This window comes from Nocardia sp. NPDC047038, from assembly GCF_040644075.1.
Taxonomy (GTDB): Bacteria; Actinomycetota; Actinomycetes; order Mycobacteriales; family Mycobacteriaceae; genus Nocardia; species Nocardia sichangensis.
In genome coordinates, this window is sequence record NZ_JBEYVQ010000002.1 from 475,075 (window position 1) to 496,181 (window position 21,107).

At 68.9% G+C, this 21,107-nt stretch carries 20 protein-coding genes; 8 read left to right on the forward strand and 12 right to left on the reverse strand.

Features of this window, described 5'->3' with window-relative positions:
• Window positions 1-925: 925 nt before the first annotated feature.
• The gene (locus tag ABZ824_RS10405; protein WP_355071326.1) at window positions 926-1,393 is read right to left on the reverse strand and encodes a hypothetical protein; all 468 of its coding nucleotides are present in this window, start codon (window positions 1,391-1,393) and stop codon (window positions 926-928) included.
• Between the two features lie 357 nt (window positions 1,394-1,750).
• Here ABZ824_RS10405 and ABZ824_RS10410 point away from each other — a divergent pair, with 357 nt between their 5' ends.
• Window positions 1,751-2,941 carry a helix-turn-helix transcriptional regulator gene (locus ABZ824_RS10410; protein WP_355071325.1) on the forward strand — a complete coding sequence of 397 codons (1,191 nt, stop codon included), beginning with the start codon at window positions 1,751-1,753 and terminating at the stop codon, window positions 2,939-2,941.
• On the opposite strand, the gene ABZ824_RS10415 is transcribed toward ABZ824_RS10410, so the two are convergent.
• The gene (locus ABZ824_RS10415; protein ID WP_355072089.1) at window positions 2,938-3,306 is read right to left on the reverse strand and encodes a MerR family transcriptional regulator; all 369 of its coding nucleotides are present in this window, start codon (window positions 3,304-3,306) and stop codon (window positions 2,938-2,940) included. The genes ABZ824_RS10410 and ABZ824_RS10415 overlap by 4 nt on opposite strands.
• 65 nt (window positions 3,307-3,371) lie before the next feature.
• Here ABZ824_RS10415 and ABZ824_RS10420 point away from each other — a divergent pair, with 65 nt between their 5' ends.
• A complete protein-coding gene (locus ABZ824_RS10420) occupies window positions 3,372-4,484 on the forward strand; it encodes an alkene reductase (protein ID WP_356962995.1) in 1,113 nt (370 codons plus the stop codon).
• A gap of 8 nt (window positions 4,485-4,492) precedes the next feature.
• Here the strand turns inward: ABZ824_RS10420 and ABZ824_RS10425 are convergent, their stop codons facing one another.
• The 4 genes from ABZ824_RS10425 to ABZ824_RS10440 form a co-directional block, all read right to left on the reverse strand.
• Complete coding sequence (locus ABZ824_RS10425) at window positions 4,493-5,128, reverse strand: DUF1707 domain-containing protein (RefSeq protein ID WP_356963483.1); 636 nt, start codon at window positions 5,126-5,128, stop codon at window positions 4,493-4,495.
• 119 nt (window positions 5,129-5,247) lie between these two features.
• Window positions 5,248-5,913, reverse strand: a complete 666-nt coding sequence (locus ABZ824_RS10430; RefSeq protein ID WP_355071323.1) for a response regulator transcription factor — start codon at window positions 5,911-5,913, stop codon at window positions 5,248-5,250.
• Window positions 5,914-5,958: 45 nt separating this feature from the next.
• The gene (locus ABZ824_RS10435; protein WP_356962996.1) at window positions 5,959-7,152 is read right to left on the reverse strand and encodes a DUF5931 domain-containing protein; all 1,194 of its coding nucleotides are present in this window, start codon (window positions 7,150-7,152) and stop codon (window positions 5,959-5,961) included.
• Window positions 7,112-8,338 (reverse strand): AI-2E family transporter, encoded by a 1,227-nt coding sequence (locus tag ABZ824_RS10440; protein ID WP_356963484.1) that lies wholly within the window; start codon window positions 8,336-8,338, stop codon window positions 7,112-7,114. The genes ABZ824_RS10435 and ABZ824_RS10440 overlap by 41 nt, the downstream gene beginning before the upstream one ends.
• A 466-nt stretch (window positions 8,339-8,804) precedes the next feature.
• Here ABZ824_RS10440 and ABZ824_RS10445 point away from each other — a divergent pair, with 466 nt between their 5' ends.
• Genes ABZ824_RS10445 through ABZ824_RS10455 form a run of 3 tightly spaced genes read left to right on the forward strand, consistent with a single transcriptional unit; the run spans window position 8,805 to window position 11,824 of the window.
• Window positions 8,805-10,325, forward strand: coding sequence for an adenylate/guanylate cyclase domain-containing protein (locus ABZ824_RS10445; RefSeq protein WP_355072083.1), 1,521 nt, complete (start codon window positions 8,805-8,807; stop codon window positions 10,323-10,325).
• 4 nt (window positions 10,326-10,329) lie between these two features.
• Window positions 10,330-11,418 (forward strand): YbhN family protein, encoded by a 1,089-nt coding sequence (locus ABZ824_RS10450; RefSeq protein ID WP_356962998.1) that lies wholly within the window; start codon window positions 10,330-10,332, stop codon window positions 11,416-11,418.
• Between the two features lie 37 nt (window positions 11,419-11,455).
• On the forward strand, window positions 11,456-11,824 hold the full coding sequence (locus ABZ824_RS10455; protein ID WP_356963000.1) for a DUF3054 domain-containing protein: 369 nt from the start codon (window positions 11,456-11,458) through the stop codon (window positions 11,822-11,824).
• Here the strand turns inward: ABZ824_RS10455 and ABZ824_RS10460 are convergent, their stop codons facing one another.
• Window positions 11,825-13,504 (reverse strand): NTF2-like N-terminal transpeptidase domain-containing protein, encoded by a 1,680-nt coding sequence (locus ABZ824_RS10460; RefSeq protein ID WP_355071315.1) that lies wholly within the window; start codon window positions 13,502-13,504, stop codon window positions 11,825-11,827.
• A gap of 376 nt (window positions 13,505-13,880) precedes the next feature.
• Here ABZ824_RS10460 and ABZ824_RS10465 point away from each other — a divergent pair, with 376 nt between their 5' ends.
• Together ABZ824_RS10465 and aroQ are read left to right on the forward strand one after the other, a co-directional pair.
• Window positions 13,881-14,480 carry a hypothetical protein gene (locus tag ABZ824_RS10465; protein ID WP_355071314.1) on the forward strand — a complete coding sequence of 200 codons (600 nt, stop codon included), beginning with the start codon at window positions 13,881-13,883 and terminating at the stop codon, window positions 14,478-14,480.
• Window positions 14,481-14,530: 50 nt separating this feature from the next.
• Window positions 14,531-14,986, forward strand: coding sequence for a type II 3-dehydroquinate dehydratase (gene aroQ, locus ABZ824_RS10470; RefSeq protein WP_355071312.1), 456 nt, complete (start codon window positions 14,531-14,533; stop codon window positions 14,984-14,986).
• A 2-nt stretch (window positions 14,987-14,988) separates the two neighbouring features.
• Here aroQ and ABZ824_RS10475 read toward each other — a convergent pair whose 3' ends face one another.
• The 3 genes from ABZ824_RS10475 to ABZ824_RS10485 form a co-directional block, all read right to left on the reverse strand.
• Window positions 14,989-15,435 carry a nitroreductase family deazaflavin-dependent oxidoreductase gene (locus tag ABZ824_RS10475; RefSeq protein WP_356963003.1) on the reverse strand — a complete coding sequence of 149 codons (447 nt, stop codon included), beginning with the start codon at window positions 15,433-15,435 and terminating at the stop codon, window positions 14,989-14,991.
• A 101-nt stretch (window positions 15,436-15,536) separates the two neighbouring features.
• On the reverse strand, window positions 15,537-16,325 hold the full coding sequence (locus ABZ824_RS10480; RefSeq protein ID WP_355072081.1) for a metalloregulator ArsR/SmtB family transcription factor: 789 nt from the start codon (window positions 16,323-16,325) through the stop codon (window positions 15,537-15,539).
• Window positions 16,326-16,467: 142 nt separating this feature from the next.
• The gene (locus tag ABZ824_RS10485) at window positions 16,468-17,346 is read right to left on the reverse strand and encodes an NAD(P)-binding domain-containing protein (protein ID WP_355071308.1); all 879 of its coding nucleotides are present in this window, start codon (window positions 17,344-17,346) and stop codon (window positions 16,468-16,470) included.
• Window positions 17,347-17,484: 138 nt separating this feature from the next.
• On the opposite strand from ABZ824_RS10485, the gene ABZ824_RS10490 reads away from it, so the two are divergent.
• Entirely contained in the window at window positions 17,485-17,841 is a 357-nt protein-coding gene (locus ABZ824_RS10490; protein WP_355071306.1) for a helix-turn-helix domain-containing protein, read from the forward strand.
• Here ABZ824_RS10490 and ABZ824_RS10495 read toward each other — a convergent pair.
• Together ABZ824_RS10495 and ABZ824_RS10500 are read right to left on the reverse strand one after the other, a co-directional pair.
• Window positions 17,838-18,956 carry a glycerate kinase gene (locus ABZ824_RS10495; protein ID WP_356963005.1) on the reverse strand — a complete coding sequence of 373 codons (1,119 nt, stop codon included), beginning with the start codon at window positions 18,954-18,956 and terminating at the stop codon, window positions 17,838-17,840. The two genes, ABZ824_RS10490 and ABZ824_RS10495, sit on opposite strands and share 4 nt — an antisense overlap.
• Before the next feature lie 475 nt (window positions 18,957-19,431).
• The gene (locus ABZ824_RS10500; protein WP_356963006.1) at window positions 19,432-21,021 is read right to left on the reverse strand and encodes an alpha/beta hydrolase; all 1,590 of its coding nucleotides are present in this window, start codon (window positions 21,019-21,021) and stop codon (window positions 19,432-19,434) included.
• Window positions 21,022-21,107: the final 86 nt, after the last annotated feature.

Below are 21,107 nucleotides of genomic sequence, written 5' to 3' on the forward strand. Positions count from 1 at the left end.
ACAGGCGGGCGAGGCGGCACCGCCCCTGGCATCGGTCCCCGCGCGTTGGGCGGCCACTGAGCGCCACCCCACGCACCGCTGGGCGGTGGGGCGAAACGCGGAACGTATGCGGGCTGCGGAGGGGGAACCGGCACACCGGCCGCCGACGATTGTCCCGGCCAAGGCGGCGTAATCGGCGGTATCGCACCGGACGCCGCGTACCCCGCTCCCGCGAAACCGCCGCTGGCAAACGTATCGGCCGCACGCGACGACGACCCCGTGAACCCACCGCTGGCGTGTGCATCCGTCTCACGCGACGACGATTCAGCGAACTCACCGCCGGCGTGTCCATCGGTCTCACGCGACGATGATTCAGCGAACCCACCGCTGGCATGTGCATCCGTCGCACGCGACGACGACCCAACGAACCCACCGCTGGCATGTGCATCCGTCGCACGCGACGACGACCCAGCGAACCCACCGCTGACAGACCCTCCGATTCCACTCGAAGACCCCGCAACCGGGCGTGCGGGCGCACCGGGTGCCGAGGCATCGCCGAACGCCTGTCCGCCGGCCTCGCCGTATACCGACGGTTGCGCGATCGAATCGCGCGCCTCGCCGGACGCTGCCCCGCGCGGTACCTCGTTCCCGGGCACACCCGGCGTGTCGGATGAGGCCGGACGCACCGGGACACCCGCATCCGCGACGACCTGCTCATGTAGCACACGCAGATCCCGGCCGAGCACGCCCAACTGCGTCCCCAGCGTCGTGAACTCGCCGGAGAGACGCGCGAGCAACGCCGGATCGATGGAGGTAGTCATGACTTCATGCTGGTCACCGCGACGCGCGCGAGCATGAGTAGTTACCCCTGGTAGACAGGCGGGTTCTACCCGCCCGACCGGCCCTCACCCGGGGCAGTCGGATGAGGACCGGTCGCGCCAAGTGGTCAGTAGGTGCGCAACCCGACGACCTCGTGCACGGCCTCGATCACCGCGGTGCGCGGCGGCATGCGCAGGACGCCCGGCGCCGGTTCGCCCGCCCAGTGCCAGCCCAGTGCCGAGTCGGAGCTGGGGAGCAGGATGATGCGACCGCCGGGGACCACGGTGACCCCGTGACCGGCGAGACAGCGCCGGACCGCGACCTCGACCGGCCGAGCGGGACTCGGGGGCGTGACGAGAAAGGTCCATGTGCGCTCGCCCGGATCGGCGATGACGGGTGCGGTGTGGTTGCGGTCCAATTGGACGAGCACCTTGCGACCGAGTTCCGGCGGCATGACGATCGCGCCCATGATGGAGCCGGTGGTTATCGTCGGGCGTCCGGCCAGCAACTGAACCGGAAGCCCGTAGGTATGCCGCAGCAGATGCGCGACTTCCTGGGGGTCGTGACAGCCCTCGAACATCGCTTTACTCCGCATCGCAGTAGCCGAATTCGGTCGAAACGAGAGGCTTTCGGGGTAGCAACCCGCGCTGGTCGCGCATCCGTGTTCCGGCGTTCGCGGGCAGAGCGCTGACCTGGCGTAGCGGTCGAATCGCGCGGTGGCGCGCCGGTCGCGTGGTCTGTGCACCAGGCCGCCACGCGCGATCGGCGCGCCCGGCCTGCAAGGTGTTCTTCGGCATGGTTTTCATTGCCGCCGCCCTTTGCATTCAAAGTTGCAGAAAGGCAACGGTATTCCAACCAGCAGCGAACGAGTCGTACGCAATGTCCCACTTCGGTAGTCCCAGATAACATAGCGTCGTACTCTGAAACCCAGATTTAACAAAAGGACTTGGGTATGGACGAATCGTCGATCGGAGTTCGGATCCGCCAGTTCCGCGGGAAGGCGCTCACGCAGCGCCAGCTCGCCGATCAGGCGGGGGTCAGCGTGGATCTGGTGCGCAAACTCGAGCAGGGTGGCCGCCAAACCGCCTCCATCGCCAGCTTGCAGAAGATCGCGCGCGCCTTGGACGTGGATATCGCCGATCTGATCGGCAAGCGCCAAGGCGTGCCGTCCACCAATCCGGACGCGGGCATCGTGGCCATCCGCCGCGCGCTGACGCCGGTAGACGACCTGCTCGGCGAGACAAGGGAAGAGGAGGCGGTCAGCCTCGACGACGGCCGGCGCTCGGTCGAATATGCCTGGGGCGCTTACTGGTCGGGCCGCTACGAGCTGCTGACCTCGATCCTTCCGCCGGGATTGACCCAGCTGCGCGCCACCGTGCACGCCGCGCGCAACGGTTCGGTCGCACCCGCCAACGAGTTGCTGGCCCGGATGTACTGGGTAACCGGATGCACGCTGGTGCATCTCGGCCAGACCGATCCGGCGTTCCTGGCCATCCGGCAGGCGCTCGCCGCCGCCGAGCTGGGCAACGATCCCCTACTGCTGGCCACCATCCGCGGTTCGGTGGCCTGGCAGTTGCTGGTGCAGGGCCGCTACGACGAGTCGCGCGGCGTGGCGCTGAATGCGGCCGCGACCCTGGAGCCCTCCGGCGACGTCACGCCAACGCATCTGTCCGCCTACGGCTCGCTGGTGTTGCAGGGCGCGACCGCGGCGGGCCGGGCCCAGGACGTGCACGACGCCTTGTCCCTGGTGGAAGCGGCGAGCGAGGTGGCCCTGCGGATCGGCACGGACCGGCAGGACTACGAGACCTATTTCGGCCCTTCCCAGGTCGTCATGCAGACGGTCGATGTCAACATCTCCTCCGAGCGCTACCCGGAGGCGCTGGCCGCGGCCAAGGACATGCCGGTCAACGGCAGTCTCCCGCAGGCATCCCGGGCGCGGCACCTCGCCGACACGGCGGTCGCGCTGACCCGCACCGGCCGGCACCAGCGCGCGCTGGACGCTTTGCTGACCGCGGAACGGGTGGGCGGCGCGGACTGGCTGAAATACCAGTCGCTGCCGCGCCACATCGTGTCCGAACTGCTCGACCACGACCGCAAGGTGCCGCTGCGCGCGTTCGCCCGCCGGATCGGGGTCAACACCTAGCCCGCCGGTCGTTCCCCGGCTCGTTCGATCACCTCGTCCAGCACCTCGCGCGAGCGCAGGAGATCATTGATGGTGCGGGTGATCCGTTCGCGCTCGGTGTGCAGCTCGTCGACCAGCGCGGGCGTGGCGTACTCGTTGGGACCGCCGTCCGCGTCGCGCATGCAGGGCAGGATTCGCGCGATCTTCTTGCTGGTGAGTCCTGCCGCGAGCAACTCTTGGATGTGGATGACCCGGTCCACCGCGCGCTCCGGATAGTCGCGGTGACCGCCGCTCGTGCGGTCGGAGGCCAGCATGCCCTGCTCCTCGTAATAGCGCAGCGACCGTTCGCTCACGCCGGTGCGCTCGGCGAGTTCCCCGATTCGCATCCGTTACCTGGCCTTTCGCCTTCGGGCTTGAATCTCACATTGATGTCAAGTTTTACCGTACCAACATGACGAACGCAGCGGCTTCCGATCTCTTCCAGCCCACGACCCTCGGCTCCCTCGCGCTGCCGCACCGCCTGGTGATGGCGCCGATGACCCGTAACCGCGCCGCGGCCGACGGCACGCCGTCCCAGATCATGGCGACCTACTACGCACAGCGCGCGAGCGCCGGCCTGATCATCGCCGAGGCGACCACGCCGAACCGGGTGGGTCAGACCTACGCCGACATTCCCGGCATCTACACCGACGCGCATGTGGCGGGCTGGCGAGCGGTGACCGGCGCCGTCGCGGCGGCGGGCGGGCGAATGTTCCTGCAACTCCAGCACGGCGGCAGGGTCGGCCATCCGGACAACAGCGGGCTGCACCCGGTCGCGCCCTCGCCGGTTCCGTTGCCCGAGCCCATCCACACTCCCAGCGGCGCGCAGGATGCCGTCGTCCCGCTGGAGATGACCACCGCCGATATCGAGGCCACCATCGCCGATTTCGCGTCCGCGGCGGAAAACGCGATCGCGGCGGGATTCGCCGGAGTCGAGGTGCACAGCGCGAACGGCTACCTGCTGCACCAATTCCTGGCGCAGAACACCAACCAGCGCACCGACTCCTACGGCGGGTCGGTGGCCAACCGCATCCGATTCACCGTGGCGGTGGTCGAGGCGGTCGCCGACGCGATCGGCGCCGAGCGCGTCGGCGTGCGGATCTCCCCCGGAGTGTCCGTCAACGGCATCGATGAGGGCGACACCGAGGACATCTACCCCGCACTCGTCTCGGCGCTGGCCGGCAAGGGCCTCGCCTACCTGCACTACGTCTTCGCCGACTCCGATCAGCCCCTGTTCCAACGGATTCGGGCGCTGTGGCCGGGGGCCCTCATCGCCAACCCGAATCTGGGCTGGGGCGTCCCGCTGCCCGAGGACGGCGGCCGGGAAGCCGCGCAGCACCTGCTCGCAGGCGGTGCGGACGCGATCTCGCTGGGCCGTTCCTTCCTGGCCAACCCCGATCTGGTCGAGCGGCTGCGCACCGGCGCACCACTGAACCCGGTGCGCGACGCACATCTGATGTACGTGGGCGGCGCGGAAGGCTACACCGACTACCCCACGCTCGACCTGACTCCCACGGCGGGCTGACCAGCCGCTCAGCGCCCCATCAACCGGCGCCACTGCGCCATGAACGGATGCTTCGCGGTGACCGAGCCGAATCGGATCTTGCCGTGCACCACTAGGTGCAGGGCGCCCAGCGGCGGCCCGGTGCGGACCTTGTTGTTCACGCTGGAACCGATCAGCTCCAGCCCGTTCAGGTCGACGGTGGCCTCCGCGGGCACGATCAGATTGATCGAACCGGCGAAGTCGTCGACCCGCAGCTCGACCACCTGGGTCGACATGATCGCCTCGGTGAAGTCCAAGGTGACCCCGGACAGCCAGTTGTTCAGATACAGGGTGGGCGGCACCTGCCACGGGCCGCGGCGGCTCACCCCGGACAACCGCGAACGGATCACGTTGCTCGCGCCGTTCGAGCCGGATGCCTGCCTGGTGAAGGCGGGCGAGGAGTTCACGAACGTCGACGGCGGCGCGGCTGGCTGCCCCACCAGGCGGACGCCGGGCAGATCGATGAGGACGGCGTTCAATTCGCCGCGGGTCTTGGCGGCCAGCGCGGTGTCCATCCGCTCGGTGAACTCACCGAGCGAGAGCATGCCGAGGCCGACCGCGCGCTGTAGCAGCTGACCGACGTGTTCCCGCTCGGCGTCCGACACGCGCAGTTCCCGGTCGCCCACCGCGCCGCCGGAGCCGACCGCATTCGATACCGATTCGGGCCCACCCATGCGATCGAGGTTACCCAGCGGACGGCCACGACCGCATCAGGGCGATCCCTGATTCGAGAGCACCCTCCGGACTACTCGAGCCCCTGTTCGATGGCGTACCGAGTCAATTCGACCCGGTTCGCCAGCTGGAGTTTGCGTAATGTCGCCTGCACATGGTTCTCCACGGTGCGGTGACTCAGTCCCAGCCGCGTCGCGATCTGCTTGGCGGACAGCCCTTTCGCCACCATCCGCAGCACCTCGGTCTCGCGCTCGGTCAGCGCGGGCCGGTGCGGCTCGTCGGGGCGCACGGGCGTGGTCGCCATCCGCCGGTACTCGCCGAGCACGAGTCCGGCCAGCCCCGGTGTGAACACCGCTTGACCGGCCGCGGTGGCGCGCACCGCGTCGATGAGCTCGGCCGCCGACGCGCTCTTGACCAGGTAACCCGAGGCGCCCGCCTTGATGGCGTCGAGCACGTCGTCACGCTCGGCTGATGCCGAGAGCACCAGCACCCGGCTCTGCGGCGACACCCGCAGCACCTCGGCCGTCGCCTGTGCCCCGTTGCCGTCGGCCAGCTGCATGTCCATCAGCACCACGTCCGGCCGCACCGCCCCGGCGCGCCTGCTCGCCGCGGCGACACCGTCGGCCGTGGCCGTCACCCGGAATCCGGCTTCGGAGAGATCGCGGGAGACACCGTCCCGCCACATCGGGTGGTCGTCCACCACCATCACCGAAATGGACCCGGCCGTCTGGTCCGCCATCAGCGCCTCCGCCTTCGCTCATGCCCGCGCCTCGCCGACGCTCGCTCATCTGGGCACCCGGAATTCCCATTCGGTGCCGAATCCGACCCCGCCATCGATCTCGGTGAGCAGGTCCGCACTGCCGCCGAGTGCCGCGATCCGCCCCACGATGGACCGGGAAACTCCCATGCGCCCTTCGGCTTCCGCCTCGGCCAGCCTTCCTGGCGGGATGCCTACGCCGTCGTCGCGCACGCTGATCACCACTTCGTCGCCGGTGTCCTCCAGCAACACATATGCTCTCGCATCCGGCCCGGCGTGCAGCTCCACATTGGACAACGCCGTGGCCACGGCAGAGGTGATCTCGTTCGCCATCCAGCGGCCGACCCGCACCGGATCGCCGGGCGTGGACACCGACACCGTCGGCGTGGACTGCGCGGTCAGCAGTGGCCGCAGGTCGACCTCGGCTCCGCCCGCGTCCCGGTGATCGGCCTGCTCGGTGATCAGCACGCGCAGCGCCACCTCCTGTTCACCGGCGCGCAGGGCCAATTCCTCCGTGGGTCCGCCGATTTCGCTGCCCCGGCGCTTGATGTAGCTGAGCACCTGCAACACGCCGTCGTGCACCTCGCGCGACAGCCGTTCGCGCTCCTCGGCCGCCGCGGTCAGGCGCACGGCCTGCTCCAGCTGGTCCTGGGCGCGGCGCGCGGTGTTGGCGGCCAAGCCGAGTGCGAGACCCACCGAGACGAGCACCGGCACCGTCGCGTCCGCCCACACGTCCTCACCCCACTGATCGCGCACCGTCAGCGACACCGCGGCGATCAAGGCTCCGGACAGCACGCCCGCGAACGGTCCGCGCAGGATCGCCGCGCCGATCACGGCGTTGGTGGCCCACAGCGTGGTGGGCAGCGTCTGGTGCCCGTGATACCAGTCGTAGTCGGCGACCAGGCGGGTCGCGGCCATCAGCCCGATCACGACCACGTGATCGCCGATCACCACCCAAGTGCGCAGCCGCGCCACCTCGGGGAAATGCCACTGCGACAGCATGATCGCCGAAGCGCCCGACCACACCGCCATCAACGCGATGAGCACCCAGCTCAACCGCTGGTTCGTGTAGTACGGCACCGAAGCGATCTGCTGGCCGACCGCGTACAGCAGCGTGACCAGCCGCAACGCCTGCGCGGCCCGCCACAGCGGTGTGGTCGCCACGTCGGCCGAGCGCAGCTCAGCCCTTCGTCGTGCCGTCGCCGGTTTGCGCGCCGTCATCGGACTCCGCCTTCCGCTGCGCCGACTCCGTGGCCTGCTTCTTGGTCGCCTCGATCAGCGTCGCGGCCACGTCGAACCGGCCGGGCTCGGGCCGATCCGGCTCGGCCGAATACAGCCCGTGATGGTCCTCGCCGGTCTGCAGCTCCTCGTACAGTTCCTCGGGGCCTTCCAGCAACGACCGGATCGCCGTGTTCATCACGGCCACGAACGGCACCGCCAGCAGACCGCCCGCGATCCCGCCGATCACCACGCCCGCCGTGATCGCCAGCACCACGGCCAGCGGGTGGATACTGACCGCCCGCCCCAGCAGCAGCGGTTGCAGCACATGGCCCTCGAGCTGCATCACGGCGATGATGATGCCGAGCACGATCAGGGCGGTGACCAGCCCTTTGGTCACCAGCGCGATGAACACCGCGATGAATCCGGCCAGGAACGCGCCGATGATCGGGATGAACGCGCCGATGAACACCAGCGAGGCCAGCGGCAACGCCAAAGGCACACCGAGAATGGCCAGACCGGCGCCGATGCCGATGGCGTCCACCGCCGCGACCACGACGGTCGCGCGGACGAACCCGACCAGCGTGCCGAACCCGAGCCGCCCGGCGGTGCGGACCCGCTCGCGATGGTCGGTGGGCACGATCCTGGTGACGAACTCCCAGATCTGATCGCCGCCGTAGAGGAAGAAGATCAGGATGAACAGCGTCAGGAAGGTGCCGGTCAGCAATTCGCCGATCACAGTGGCGGTGGTGAGCGCCCCGCTGGTCAGACTGTCCTGATTGGACTGGATCGCCTTGACGATGGCGTCGCCGACGTTGCGGATCTGCTCGTTGCTCAGATGCAGCCTGCCGTTGATCAGCCAGTCCTGGATCTGGTGGATGCTGTCAGTGAACTTGTTCGACAGCTGCGGCACACCGGCGACGAACTGTTCCACGACGAAGGTCATGATGCCCGCGACCACGCCGATCGACCCGACCAGCGCGACGAAGACACCCACCGAGCGCGGCACGCCCAATCGCTGCATCCAGTCCACCAGCGGCGCGAGCAACGCCGCCGCGAGCAGCGCGATGGCCAGCGGGATGACCACGGTCGCCAATTTCTGCACGATCGCCGTGACCGCGAGCCCCAGCGCGAACAGCACCAGCAGCCGCCAGCCCCACTCCGCCGATACCCGGACGATCGGGTGCACCGTCTCCGCCGCGGGCCGCGACAGCGTGATTTTCCGCTCTGGACTTGGCTTCGGGTCGGTCACCTCCGTGAGCCTAACGGGTGCTGTCGGACGTCGTCCGTCTTCAGCTCGCGCATGGCCGGAGCGAAGGCGGAGGTACGCCTAACGGGTGCTGTCGGACGTAGTCCGTCCTCAGCTCGCGCATGGCCGGAGCGAAGGCGGAGGTACGCCTAACGGGTGCTGTCGGACATAGTCCGTCCTCAGCTCGCGCATGGCCGGAGCGAAGGCGGAGGTACGCCTAACGGGTGCTGTCGGACGTAGTCCGTCCTCAGTCCGCGCATGGCCGGAGCGAAGGCGGAGGTACGCCTAATCGGCCCGGCCGTAGCCTGTCGGCCTTCACCGGCGGTCAGCGCCGCGGACAGGCCGACGGGACCGGAACGCTAGATTGGACCCCGTGTCGGCGCCTCTGGAAGCGGTCAAACAGACCATGCGAACGCGCTGGCCGCTGTACCTGACATCGATGCTGCTGGCGAACGCTTTCGGCGCGGTTCTGGTGTGGGCCTTCATCCAGTACGGACTACCCGTCCCCGAGGGCGAGCCAACCGGTGCCAGGAGCACCGGCCTGCTGATCCCGGCCGTCGTCTTCGTGGCGGGCGGCCTGCTCAGCATGGCCGCGTCCGCGCTGATGCTGCGCCCGGTGATGCGCTGGCAGATGCGCGGCGGACCGCCGAGCCGCCAGGAGCAGATGGCCGCGCTGCACGCACCGCTGCGCCAGGCGATCCTGCACCTCGCGCTGTGGCTGATCGGCGGAGCCGTGCTGGCCGCGCTGATCATCAGGGACACTCCCGCGCTGGCGGGCGCGGTCATCGTCACCGAGTGCATGGCCGCGACCATCGTGTTCGGCTTCACCTACATGCTGGGTGAGCGCATCCTGCGCCCGGTGGCGGCCCAAGCTCTGACCGAGGGCACCTTCGACCACACCCTCACCCCCGGCGTCGGCACCAGGATGGGGATGACCTGGGGTATGGGCACCTTCGCCCCCACCATCGCCATCGTGCTGCTGTGCGTGACCCAGATCTCCTCGGACGTGAAGTTCTCCGCCCAGTCGCTGGCCATCTCCATCCTGCTGCTGTGCGGCGTGGTGATCATGCAGGCGCTCGCGCTGTCCATGCTCACCGGTTCGAGCATCTCCGACCCGGTGCGCCAGCTCAGCCAGGCCATCGACCGGGTCCAGGCCGGGGCGCGGGACGTGCAGGTCGAGGTCTTCGACGGCAGTGAGATCGGCCTGTTGCAGGTCGGCTTCAACCGGATGATGGAGGAGGCGGCCAAGCGCCGTCAGCTGCAGGAACTGTTCGGTCAGCACGTCGGCGAAGAGGTGGCGCAGCGGGCGCTGGACTACGGCACCGAACTCGGCGGCGAGACCCGGTTCGTCGCGGTGCTGTTCGTCGACATGGTCGGGTCCACCGCCACCGCGGCCGAGCGGCCGCCCACCGAGGTGGTGAGCCTGCTCAACGAGTTCTTCCGCATCGTGGTCGATGTGATCGACCGCCACCACGGCTTCGTCAACAAATTCGTCGGCGACGCGGCGCTGGCCATCTTCGGCGCGCCGCTGGACCGCCCGGACGCGCCGACCGCCGCGCTCGCCGCCGCGCGCGAATTGCGCGAGACCCTGCGGGAAGTTCCCGGCCTGGACATCGGCATCGGTGTTTCGGCGGGACTGGCCGTCGCGGGGAACATCGGCGCTGCCAACCGCTTCGAGTACACGGTGATCGGGGATCCGGTCAACGAGGCATCCCGGCTCACCGAGCTGGCCAAAGAACGTCCCGGCCGGACGCTGGCCTCGGGCAGCGCGCTGTATTTCGCCGAGGAGAGCGAGCAGGACCAGTGGGAAACCGGCGACGAGGTACAGCTGCGCGGCAGACGCAGGAAAACGCTTTTGGCCTGGCCACGAGAACGGGCCGACGCGCCCGACGATACCGATGTCGAAACGGCGCGTTCGTTAGGCTGACCGCGTGACGGCCGACGGGGAACGAGCAGACGATCCTGCGCCGCCGCCCACGGCGGGTTCCCGCCGTGGCAGATTCCGCTGGTTGAAATGGGTGCTCGGCGCCGCTCTGCTGGCCCTGCTGATCGCCGAGGGCGTGTACCTCTGGCCGCGGCTACACGAGTCCTGGCGCAAGCTCACCGAGATCCACTGGGGTTGGCTGGCGGCCGCGATCTGGCTGCAGGCGCTGTCGATGAGTGGATTCGGCCGGGTGCAGAAGCAGTTGCTCAACGCGGGTGGCGTCGCGGTGAGTCAGCGGAAGTCCGTCGCCGTGGTCTACGGTGCGACGGCGATGTCGGTGACCCTGCCCGCGGGCCAGGTGTTCTCCACCACGTTCACCTACCGGCAGACCAGACGCTGGGGCGCCAGTCCGGTCGTCGCCTCCTGGCAGCTGGTGTTCTCCGGCGTGGTGGCCGCGGTGGGGCTGGCGCTGCTCGGCGTCGGCGGCACGCTGCTGGCGGGCGGGCAGATCGGCCCGCTGAAGCTGATCCTCTCGCTGGCCGCCGTCGTCGCGCTGGTGTGGGCGGGCAATCATGTCTCACGCAATCCCGGTTCGCTCGACGCGTTGCTGCGCAACCTGCTGGCGCTGGTCAACCGGCTGCGCAAACGCCCGCCCGAGCACGGCGCCGCCAAGATCGAGGACATGCTCGGTCAGCTGGAGTCGGTCGAGCTCGGCAAGCGCGACGGCGCCTTGGTCACGCTCTGGGCGCTGGTGCATCGTTTCGCCGACGTGGCCTGCCTGGGCGCGGCCTGTTACGCGGTCGGCGCCGATCCGCGCATCGCCGGTCTGCTGCTCGCGTTCGCCGTGGGCAAGGCTGTCGGGTCCATTCCGTTCGCGCCGGGCGGCATCGTCTACGTCGACGCGACGCTGATCTACGGCCTCACCGCCGCCGCGGGTCTGTCCGCCGCGCAGGCGGTAGCCGCGGCGTTCGTCTATCGGATGGTGAGCTTCATCCTGGTGGCTATCGCGGGGTGGATCGTGTTCCTGTTCCTGTTCCGTAGGCCGCAGGCCGACGACGCGGAGTTCGAGAAGGAGTTCGAGCAGCGGCGGCTGTGACGGAAGCCTCGTCCTGGCTGCCGTTACGCTGGCCCGCGTGAGGAAACTGGTGCCCTTCGTGGTCGATGCGCTGCTCGTCGTCGTCTTCTGCGCGATCGGCAGGCGCAGCCACGACGAAGCGGTGCTCGCCGGGCTGCTGCGCACCGTGTGGCCGTTCGCGACGGGATTGGTCGTCGGCTGGCTGGTCGTGGCGCTCCGGTGGCGCGCCGCCGCGGGCGATGCGCGCTTCGACATCACCCCGCTGTGGCCCGCCGGAGTCGTGATCTGGGCGTGCACCTTGGTCGGGGGCATGCTGCTGCGCGTGGTCAGCGGTCAGGGCACAGCGGTCAGTTTCGTGCTGGTCGCCGGTGTGGTGCTCGCGGTGTTCCTGCTCGGCTGGCGCGCGGTGTACAAAGCCGTGCGGTGATCACGGCTCCGGAGTCGCCAGCGCCTGCAACATTCTGGCCGCCATCCGCGCGGTCGCGTCCTTGCTGTCCACGTCGTTGATGTGGATCGCGAAGACCAGATCGCCCATCGACCCGATCAGCCACCCGTCCGGACCCGCGGTCGCGGCGAACGCGGCGACGTCGCGGTAGCGGCGCACGCTCGCCAGTTCCGGGGCGTTCGTGGCGTCGCGCAGCATGCCGCGCAGCCGGTCGGCGGTCTGCGGCGGCAGCGGGTCGAGCCGGGCGTCGGTGGCGCTCGGGCGTCCGGCCTCGATCATCGGCGGCGGCACGGCCCCGCGCGCGATCGCGGCCGCGGCGATGGCCATGCCGTACGGGCTGGCCAGGACGGCGTCCGAACCACCGCCTTGGAGCACCTGCTCGGCGCTGCGCCCCGCGATGGCCAGACGACCGGTCACCTCGTCGAGGCCGGGCACCTTGAAGTCGATGCCGACGCCGAGCGCGGTCGCCGCCTCGGCCGCGTCCTGCACCGAGACATCTTGCGGCGCCTTGTTCTTCGCCGACGCCGCGACGGCGCGGAACAGGTCCATGTTGCCGCCCACCGGATACAGTCCGGTGAACGCCACCGAGCCGTGCTCACTGGCCTGGCTGTTCTGCGCGACCGCCACCACCGCCCCCGTGGACGGCTGGATCGCCACGATCGAGGCCTGCGTGGGCACGCTGACCACCGCGTCCTCGGCGGCACGTTGCAAGCGCTGGTCCATCGTGCCCGCGATGTCCGGTCCCGGCGGACCCTGCTGACCGGCGAGTTGCGTGATGAACCGCCCATCCTGCTCGAACAGCTGCACGCCCCAACCGGAATGCGCTTCCTGACTCTCCTGCTGCACCTTGCGCAACGCGTCCAGCATCGGCGACCAGACCCGGCGGTCGGCGGAGATCAGCCGTGGCTGCTTCTCCATCACCACGCCGGGTATCGGCGCCATCCGCGGCTCCAGGATCGCGAAGTCCCCCTCGCGCAAGTTCACCGCGATGATCGGCTTGCCCTGCGAGGTGGCCAGCTGCTGCATCAGCGCAGGCCCGGTGATCAGCGGCGCGACCGGCTCGATGGCCTTGGCCAGCGCGTCGGTCGACGCGACCGGGTCGGGCATCTTGGCGGGATCGAGCTTGACGACGTTGATGGTCTGCTCGGTCATCAGCGGTTCACCGGCGATGTCGTTGACCCGCGGCGCCGGCGTCGGATAGGTGCGCACCAGCCGCACCGTCCGGTTGTGCGCCAGCTGCGGCATCACGACCGCGGGCTCCCAGGAGATCCGCCAGCCGATGGCGAGCTTGCGCACGTTGCCCTCGAGACTGTAATTCCAGGTCTTGCGCTCGCCGAAGCTCCACTCGACGTCCATGCTGAAGATCGCCGACTGCGCGTCCAGGCCGATGAACTGGGTCTTGCGGTAGTCGACCTTGGCGCCGTGCAACCCCTCGAACATTTGCTTCAGAGTTGCTGTGGCCGCGATGGGGTACGACGTCAGGTCTGCCGCCTTGGTGTAGTCCTGATCGTCGAGCAGGTCCGTGAAGCGCTCTACGACCGCTTCCGCTTCATTCTGCTTCTCGTGTATCCCGCACGACCCGATCCCGAGCGCGAGCGCCGCCACCCCCATGAGTGCCATTGCGCCGCGAACACGAAAGCGGCGGGATCCCCACACGTCCATGTCGCCCACTCTTCACTCTTGTCACTCCAGTAACAAGACCACCGTACCCGAAAAAGACCAGACCGCGATGCCTCCGTAGCGCGGACGTTACCCATGCTCAGCATCCCAATTCTGCCCCGGGATGACGCATCTCGGGGGGCCTTTCATGATCATCGTCCAGCCGGTTGGCGGCAACCGGCGCCGCTACCGTACCGGCCTTCTCGAAAAGTCGCGCGGTTACTACCCGACTCGACGTTTCGTATCAATAAATACCCCGACGGGTCCGGAGCGAAGCAACCGGACCCTTGTTCGCACTGAGCGCAACTCCCCCGCGTGGTTTGCGACGTAATCTTGTAATCACTGAAAGCAACGCACCACAGTAAGTAGGTGACCCGCCATGAGAAACGCACACCGCGGCCGGGGTTTCGGACGAACGGGCGGTTGGCAGCAAGCCGACCTGCCGGACCCGTCGGACGTACCGGATTGGTTCGCCGGAAGATTGCCAAATGACTGGTTCACCGGTCCGCCGGTGATCGAGATCGACCGGGACGAGATCGTCGTCATCGGTGAGCTGCCGATTCCGCAGCCGGAGAAGAAGCCGGACGCCGACGATTCCGAAGCCTCGACCGAAGACGTACCCCGCGCGACCAAGGAGGGAGCGGTCGCCCGGTTCCGCGAGTCCACCCGGCCCGCCCGGATGCAGATCGCGAACGAAGCGCAGCACCGCTACCGGCGCAATGTGGCCTGGGGTGTCTCGGTGGACGGGGAACGGATTCTGTTCACCCACCTGGCCGTGCCCGTGATGACCCGGTTGCGTCAGCCGGAACGCAAGGTGCTCGACACCTTGGTCGACGCCGGCGTCGCCCGTTCCCGCGCCGACGCGCTCGCCTGGACGGTGAAACTGGCGGGCAAGCACGCGGAGACGTGGCTAGAGGAATTGCGCGAAGCCATGCGCAAGGTCGACGACCTGCGTTCGGAAGGCCCGCAGGGGCTGTAGCCGGTCGGGCCCGGTCGGGCGGCGCGGTGTGACGCGGTATCTTGCCGTGCATGGCTGTGACCGCGGACGCGACACCGGGCCCGATCCTGGTTCTCAACGGCCCGAACCTCAACATGCTCGGCACCAGGCAGCCGGAGGTGTACGGGTCGGCGACGCTGGAGGACGTCGTGGAGTTGTGCGAACGGACCGCGGCGAAGTTCGACCGGAAGATCGTCGCCTTCCAGTCCAACTCCGAAGGCGCGCTGATCGATCGCATCCACCAGGCGCGCGGCGCCGAGTCGGGCATCGTGATCAACCCCGGCGGCCTCACCCACACCTCGGTGGCGCTCCGCGACGCGCTGGTGATCCCGGAACTCCCGATCGTCGAGGTGCACATCAGCAATGTGCACGCACGCGAGGAGTTCCGGCACCACTCCTACATCTCTCCGATCGCGACCGCCGTGGTCGCGGGAATGGGCATCCAGGGTTACGCCGCCGCCATCGAATTCCTGGCCCGCTCGCGCTGAGCTCACTTCAGCTGGAAGACCGGGAACCCCGGCGCGATGGCGGCGAGTTCCTCATCGGTGGCGTCCTTGGTCACGCCCTCGAAGAACTTGCCGACCTCCCAGCCCCACTTCCGCAGGTAGAGGCGCAGCAGGGGCACCTTGTCGGCATCGGGCACCTCGGTGGCGGCGAACACCTCGACCTTGCGGCCGAGCCGCAACTCGCCCCCGCCCGCCACGCGCAGGTTGCGCACCCACTGCGTGTGCCCGCGCGGCGCGACGAGGAAGCGCTCGCCGTCCTCGCGCACCATCAGGTTCACCATCGTCGTGCGCCATTCCCCGCTCTTGCGCCCGCGCACCGCGAGCAGCCGCGATCCCATCACGCTGATGCCCAGCTTGGGCAGCAGGTTGGCGATCCGGTTGAAGACCGCGTCGAATCCGGCGGGGCCGACATAGCGGGTGTTGAGGTCCATGACTACTCCCTTATTGTGAGCACTGCTCTCTATAGAGAGAAGTGTTCCACGAAGGGCGCGACAAAGTCAAGAGCACTGCTCTCTTCGCGCTTCCGAGAGGCCTACGGGGCCGGGAGAGGTTCGCCGGTTTCCAGGAGGGTCTTGAGGTTGGAGAGGATGCTGGGCCAGCCCGTGGTGATCCCTTCGAGGACTCGGCTGTTCGGTTCGAAGCCGTCGTGGATGACGGTCAGCTTGACGGTCTCGCCCCGAGGCTCGAGTTCGAACGTCACTTTCGAGCGGGGCTCGCGGGACCAGGCGGCGACGTCGTCGGGATTCATGTCGAACGTCTCGGCGAAGGCCGGGTCGAAGGTGTGCCAGGTGTAGGACAAGCGGCGGTACGGTTCGGCCTCCAGCACGACTTGTTCGGGATCCTTGCTGCTCCAGTTCTGCTGGTGCCAAGTCATTTCCGATCCGGGACGCCAGTCCGTGTCGAAGCTCGCGCCCCAGTAGCGGTTGGTGAACGCCGGATCGGTCAGCGCTTGCCAGAGCTTTTCGGCGGTGGTCTTGATGTAGGTCGTGTAGACGAATGCGTTGTCGCCCATGGGTTGTTCCTCCAGTGCTCTCTTCAGGTCGGCGAGGGCGTTCACGCGCTCGCGGTCGTACCGGTCGATCCAGCGTTCGGCGATGGCGTTGATGGGCTCGGCATTGAGGTAGTGCAGTTTTTCCCGGCCACTGCGCCGGGTCGTGATGAGGTTGGCCGCCTCCAGCACCGCGAGATGCTTGCTCACCGACTGGCGGGCCATCGCCAGCCCCGCGCACAACTCCCGCAGCGTCTGACCGTTGCGGGCATTCAGGCTGTCCAGCAGCCGCCGCCTGCTCGGGTCGGCCAGCGCCCGAAACACCTCGTCCATCGCCCACCTTTCCAACATGCAGCCTTGCGGCTGCCTATTTACACCATAGGCAACCACAAGGCTGCATATCAACCCCTGGGAAGCAGAAGGCCCCGTCGGGTCCTCGCGTCGACAGTGCGAGGACCCGGCCGACTCCGCGACGTCAGGCGGGGTCGCGCAGCAGGGCGTAGGTGGAAATGGGGGTTCCGGCCCGCTCGCTGGCGGCGATGGCCTTGCGCCACAGCCCCTGGGCGGTGTGCGAGAGGACGGCGTCGACGCCGATTTCCTCGCTCGCGTCGATAACGTGCTGCGCGCCCGCGTCCATCATCTTCAGACTGGCCAATGACGCCCAGCCGCCGTTCTTGTTGGCGACCGAGTGCTCCTCCATGAAGTAGGGGAAGGCGGCGGCCGAGCGGATCGCGAACGGGACGAACGCGGCGACGTCGTGACCGGACCGATCGATCATCGCCGTGGCCTGGTCGAAGGCGAGCAACCAGGGATGGAAGATGGTCAGCAGCCCCTGGTAGAAGATCTGGGCCAGGCCGTCGTCCGCGCCGAGGTACTCCTGCGGGCTCAAGGGGCGCAGCAGCTCGGCGTGGGCGTCGAACACCGCACGCGGGCCGCTGTAGAAGATGTAGGACGCCGGATGCGTGATGTTGTCCCCCGCCGACATGACGCCGCCGGAGAGGAACTGCGCGCCGTGCGAGCGGACCCACGCCGCGCCCTTTCGCGCCTGCTCCGGCGAATCGGAGGACAGGTTCGCGATCACCTTGCCGTCGAGGTGGCCGGTCGCCGGACCGAGCACGTCGTACATCGCCGCGTAGTGGGTCAGGCTGAGCACGGTGACCTCGTTGGCATCGAGGGCGGCGGCGACGGTCGCGGCGCGCTTCGCGCCGATTTCGACCATGGCGTCGACCTTCTCGGGGCTGCGGTTCCACACCGTCACCTCGACGCCCGCGGCCAGGAAGGCCCGGACCATCGCCTGCCCCATCGGCCCGAGGCCGACGACGGAGACAGCGCGGGCGGTGGTCTGTTCGGACATGATGTGTCCCTTCGGTTCTCGTCGGTTACTTGCGTCGGCGCCGGAATTCATCGTCGTTCCCGCAGGTAGAGTCGGGAAGACCGAACGTGGAGGTGCGGTTGCTTACCTCGAGGTTCGAAACGAGGTCAGAGGAGCGCGGTGGGCATGAGCAGTGACGCGGATCACGAAGTGTGCGGCATGACGGTCGCGATCGATGTCGTGGGCGGCAAGTGGAAGATGCACCTGATGTGGGTCCTCGGCATCGGCCCCCAGCGCTTCGGCCAGATCCGCAAACTGCTCGACGGAGTCAGTGAGAAGGTGCTCGCCGAGAACCTGCGTCAGCTCGAGGCCAGCGGTGTGGTGCACCGCGAGGTCTATCCCGAGGTCCCGCCCCGGGTGGAGTACTCGCTCACGCCGCTCGGCGAGGAGTTGGCCGCGGCACTGCGCCCGCTCGAGGAATGGGGCGAACGGCACAAGCACCAACTGGCCGCGAGCACGCTGGCGTCGGCGAGCTAATCCAGCCGGTCGGCGGCGATCCGCGCGCCGACGCGTCGGAGCAGCGACGCCGCCTCGGCCATCGACCGTTCCGGGTCGGGTTCCAGAGCGGCGAGCGCGTAACAGTCCGCGAAGCCCGCGGCCCGGATCTCGTCGGGCGTGAGCAGCGTGCGGCCCGCCACGGCTATCACCGGGACGTCGGCCTTACGCGCGGCCGCGCACACGCCGACCGGCGCTTTGCCGTGCAAGCTCTGCCGATCGAGCGATCCCTCACCGGTCACCACGAGGGTGGCGGTAGCGAGCAGGGCGGGGAAATCGAGCAGTTCGAGCACGACCTCGATGCCGCTGCGGACCCGCGCGCCCAGCACGGCGAGCGCGCCGAAACCGGTACCGCCCGCCGCGCCCGCGCCGGGCAGCCGCGCGAACTCCGGGCCGACGAGTTGCGCCCAAGTGCCGAGAGCGGATTCGAGGACATCGACCTCGGCGGGCCCTGCGCCCTTCTGCGGCCCGTACACCGCCGCCGCGCCGGTGGGCCCGAGTAGCGGATTGTCGACGTCGCAAGCCAGCGTGAACGTCGTTTCCGCGACGCCGGGGTGCAAGCCGGAACGGTCGAGACGCGCGGCACGGGTGAGGACCGCTCCGCCGCGCGGCAATTCCCGTGCGTCGGCATCGAGCACGCGGACGCCGAGCGCCTGCACCATGCCCGCGCCGCCGTCGGTGGAGGCGCTGCCACCGAGACCGAGCACGATGTCGGTCGCGCCGTGCTCCATGGCATGCGCCAGCACGACGCCGAGCCCGTATGTGCTCGCGCCCAACGGGTCCAGTCGACGCTCGGGCAAAATCGACAGTCCGACCACGGATGCCAGTTCGACGACCGCGGTCGCACCGTGCCGGGCATAGGATGTGCGACGCGGAACCCCCGTCGGCCCCGGAGCGGTCACCTCCACCCGCGCCCAACCAGCCGCGACGAACGCCTCGACCGTGCCGTCACCGCCGTCTGCGACCGGCAGCTGCCGGATCTCGGTCTCCGGCGCGCTCCGCCGCAAACCGTCAGCCAGCGCCGCCGCCACCTCGGGCGCGGCGAGCGACCCCTTGAACTTGTCCGGAGCGAGGATGACTCGCGCAGCGGGTGTCATCCCCACATTCTCGGACGCGACCGGGCCGGTCGCACCACGACACATCCGCCACAGCCGTCGTCTTCGCCGACCTCGGACAAGCGTGGACTCCGCACACGAAAGCGGTGAACGGTGTCCTGACCGGCGGATATCGCTGAACTGCGCGACGTGAATCGCACCGGCGTCGACAGGGAACGAACATCCGGACCTGCACGCGGTTGCCGCGCTTCGATCGACCCCGCAGGCCGGATCGACAGCGGGCGAGGACAACGTCGGCCCGATCGAGATGACGAGTTCGCGACCGTGGTGAGGACCACCGGCCGCCGGCGAAAGGCTCGGCCGCCACGGGAGCGAGTGCGGGTTGCCCTACCTGGCGAGAGGCGGAGCCGGACCGCGAATTCGTAGTCGAGGCCGCCGACCGGGCTTTGACGCCGCCATGAGTCCCAGCTCGCGATGTCGGACAGCGGTCACGAACCACTTTCGTGGGGTCGGACTTTCAGCGTGTGGGCAGCGGAGCCTCGTCGGCCCGTGTGATGCCGACCTTTCCGGTGCGCAAGTAGGTGAGCACGGCCTCGTCCACCGCCGGATTGCCGCGACCGAACGTGCCGTGGTCGCCGCCGTCCACGACGACCAGCGCGCCGCCCAGCGCCGTGGCCATGGCCGGGCCGCCTTCGTACTTGGTCAGCGCGTCGTGGCGGCTCTGCAGTACCAGGGGCGGGGTGCGCAGCCCGGCGCCCGTGATCGGCACCGGTTTCGTCACGGGTTTCCAGGAACCACAGGCCATCCCCGAGCGCACCAGGTCGGCGCGCGCGTCCATGGCGTTGCCGCCGGAGGCGATGGTGCCTGCCGCCGCGCCGAGCAGTTCCGGCCTGCCTGCCACGGCGTTCTCGTTGCAGGTGATCGCACTGAACACGAACCGCCCGGTGGGGTCGGTCGAAGTCGCGCCCTCGATGGCCCGCAACCGCTGCACGTTCGCCGGGTCGGCAGCGGCGTCGGCCATCGCGCGGGCGAAGGTGGGCCAGAAGGTGCGGGTATAGGTGGCCACGGTGGTGGCGCCGAGCAACGGAACCTGCGCGGATACGCCGCCGCTCACCAAGGTGCGCAACAGATTCTGCAGTTTGCCGAGTTGCTCTACGCTGCCGGTGTAGCCGTCCCGTGCGATCTCCGCCAACGGCTCCGGCAGCACGCCGGGCAGGTCGGCGATGCTCGCTGGCGGCGGTGTCAGGTTGGCGTACCAACCGCCGCCCTGGCCTGCCGCCAACCGGACCCAGGTGCGGTAGACCTGCAACGCCGTGTCGCCGAGGTGGTATTCGCCGTCGTGGTCGGCGATCCAGGCGAACAGATCGTCCAGGCGCTGTTTGCCCGCGACCTGCTGCTGGGCGAACTCCTCGGTCCACACCCAGTCCGGATTGACGTTGGAGTCCAGGATCATCCGGTCCACGTGGTCGCCGAACAGTGCCGCGTACACCGCCCCGAGGTAGGTGCCGTAGGACGTGCCGAGGTAGTCGATCCGTTCGAAGCCGAACGCGGAACGCACGGCGTCGAGGTCGCGCGCGGTGCTCTCGGTGGTAATGGTGTCCAGGTAGCCGGGCTGCGCCGCGTCACAGGCTTTCTTGATCTCGTCGCGGTTGCCGCCGCCGAGCGAGACCTGCTGCCCCTCCCCGTTCTTCGCGCTCGTGCCGCATTGCAGCGGTGTCGCCCAACGCAGTCCGCGCGGCTGGACGGCGATCCGGTCGTAATGCTCGGCCAGCGCGGCGGGGAACACGTCCAACCGGCGCGCCCAATAGTCCAGCGCATCCGCGCCCGGCCCACCGGGATTGGCGAACAGCACACCTTCCCGCTCGCCGGTAGCCGCGATGCGGCTGACCGTCAGCTCGATCTTCGCGCCATCCGGGTCGGCGTAGTTCATCGGCACGCTCACGACGGCGCACTGCACGCCCCGATCGGCGGGCACGGAACCCTCGGGGCACTTGCCGAACGCGACACCCGGCGCGGCGTCCGCCACGCCCGCGACGATCGATCCACCGAGCAGACCCACGGCGACGACGGCGGCCGCGATCCGCGAAACCCGCGGTGTCCTCAACATATTCCGGTACCTCCCCGAGCCTGCCCGCTCGCGCGCGACGACGGACCCGACCAAGAGCATTCTGCGCAGGCCCGCCCGGACAGACA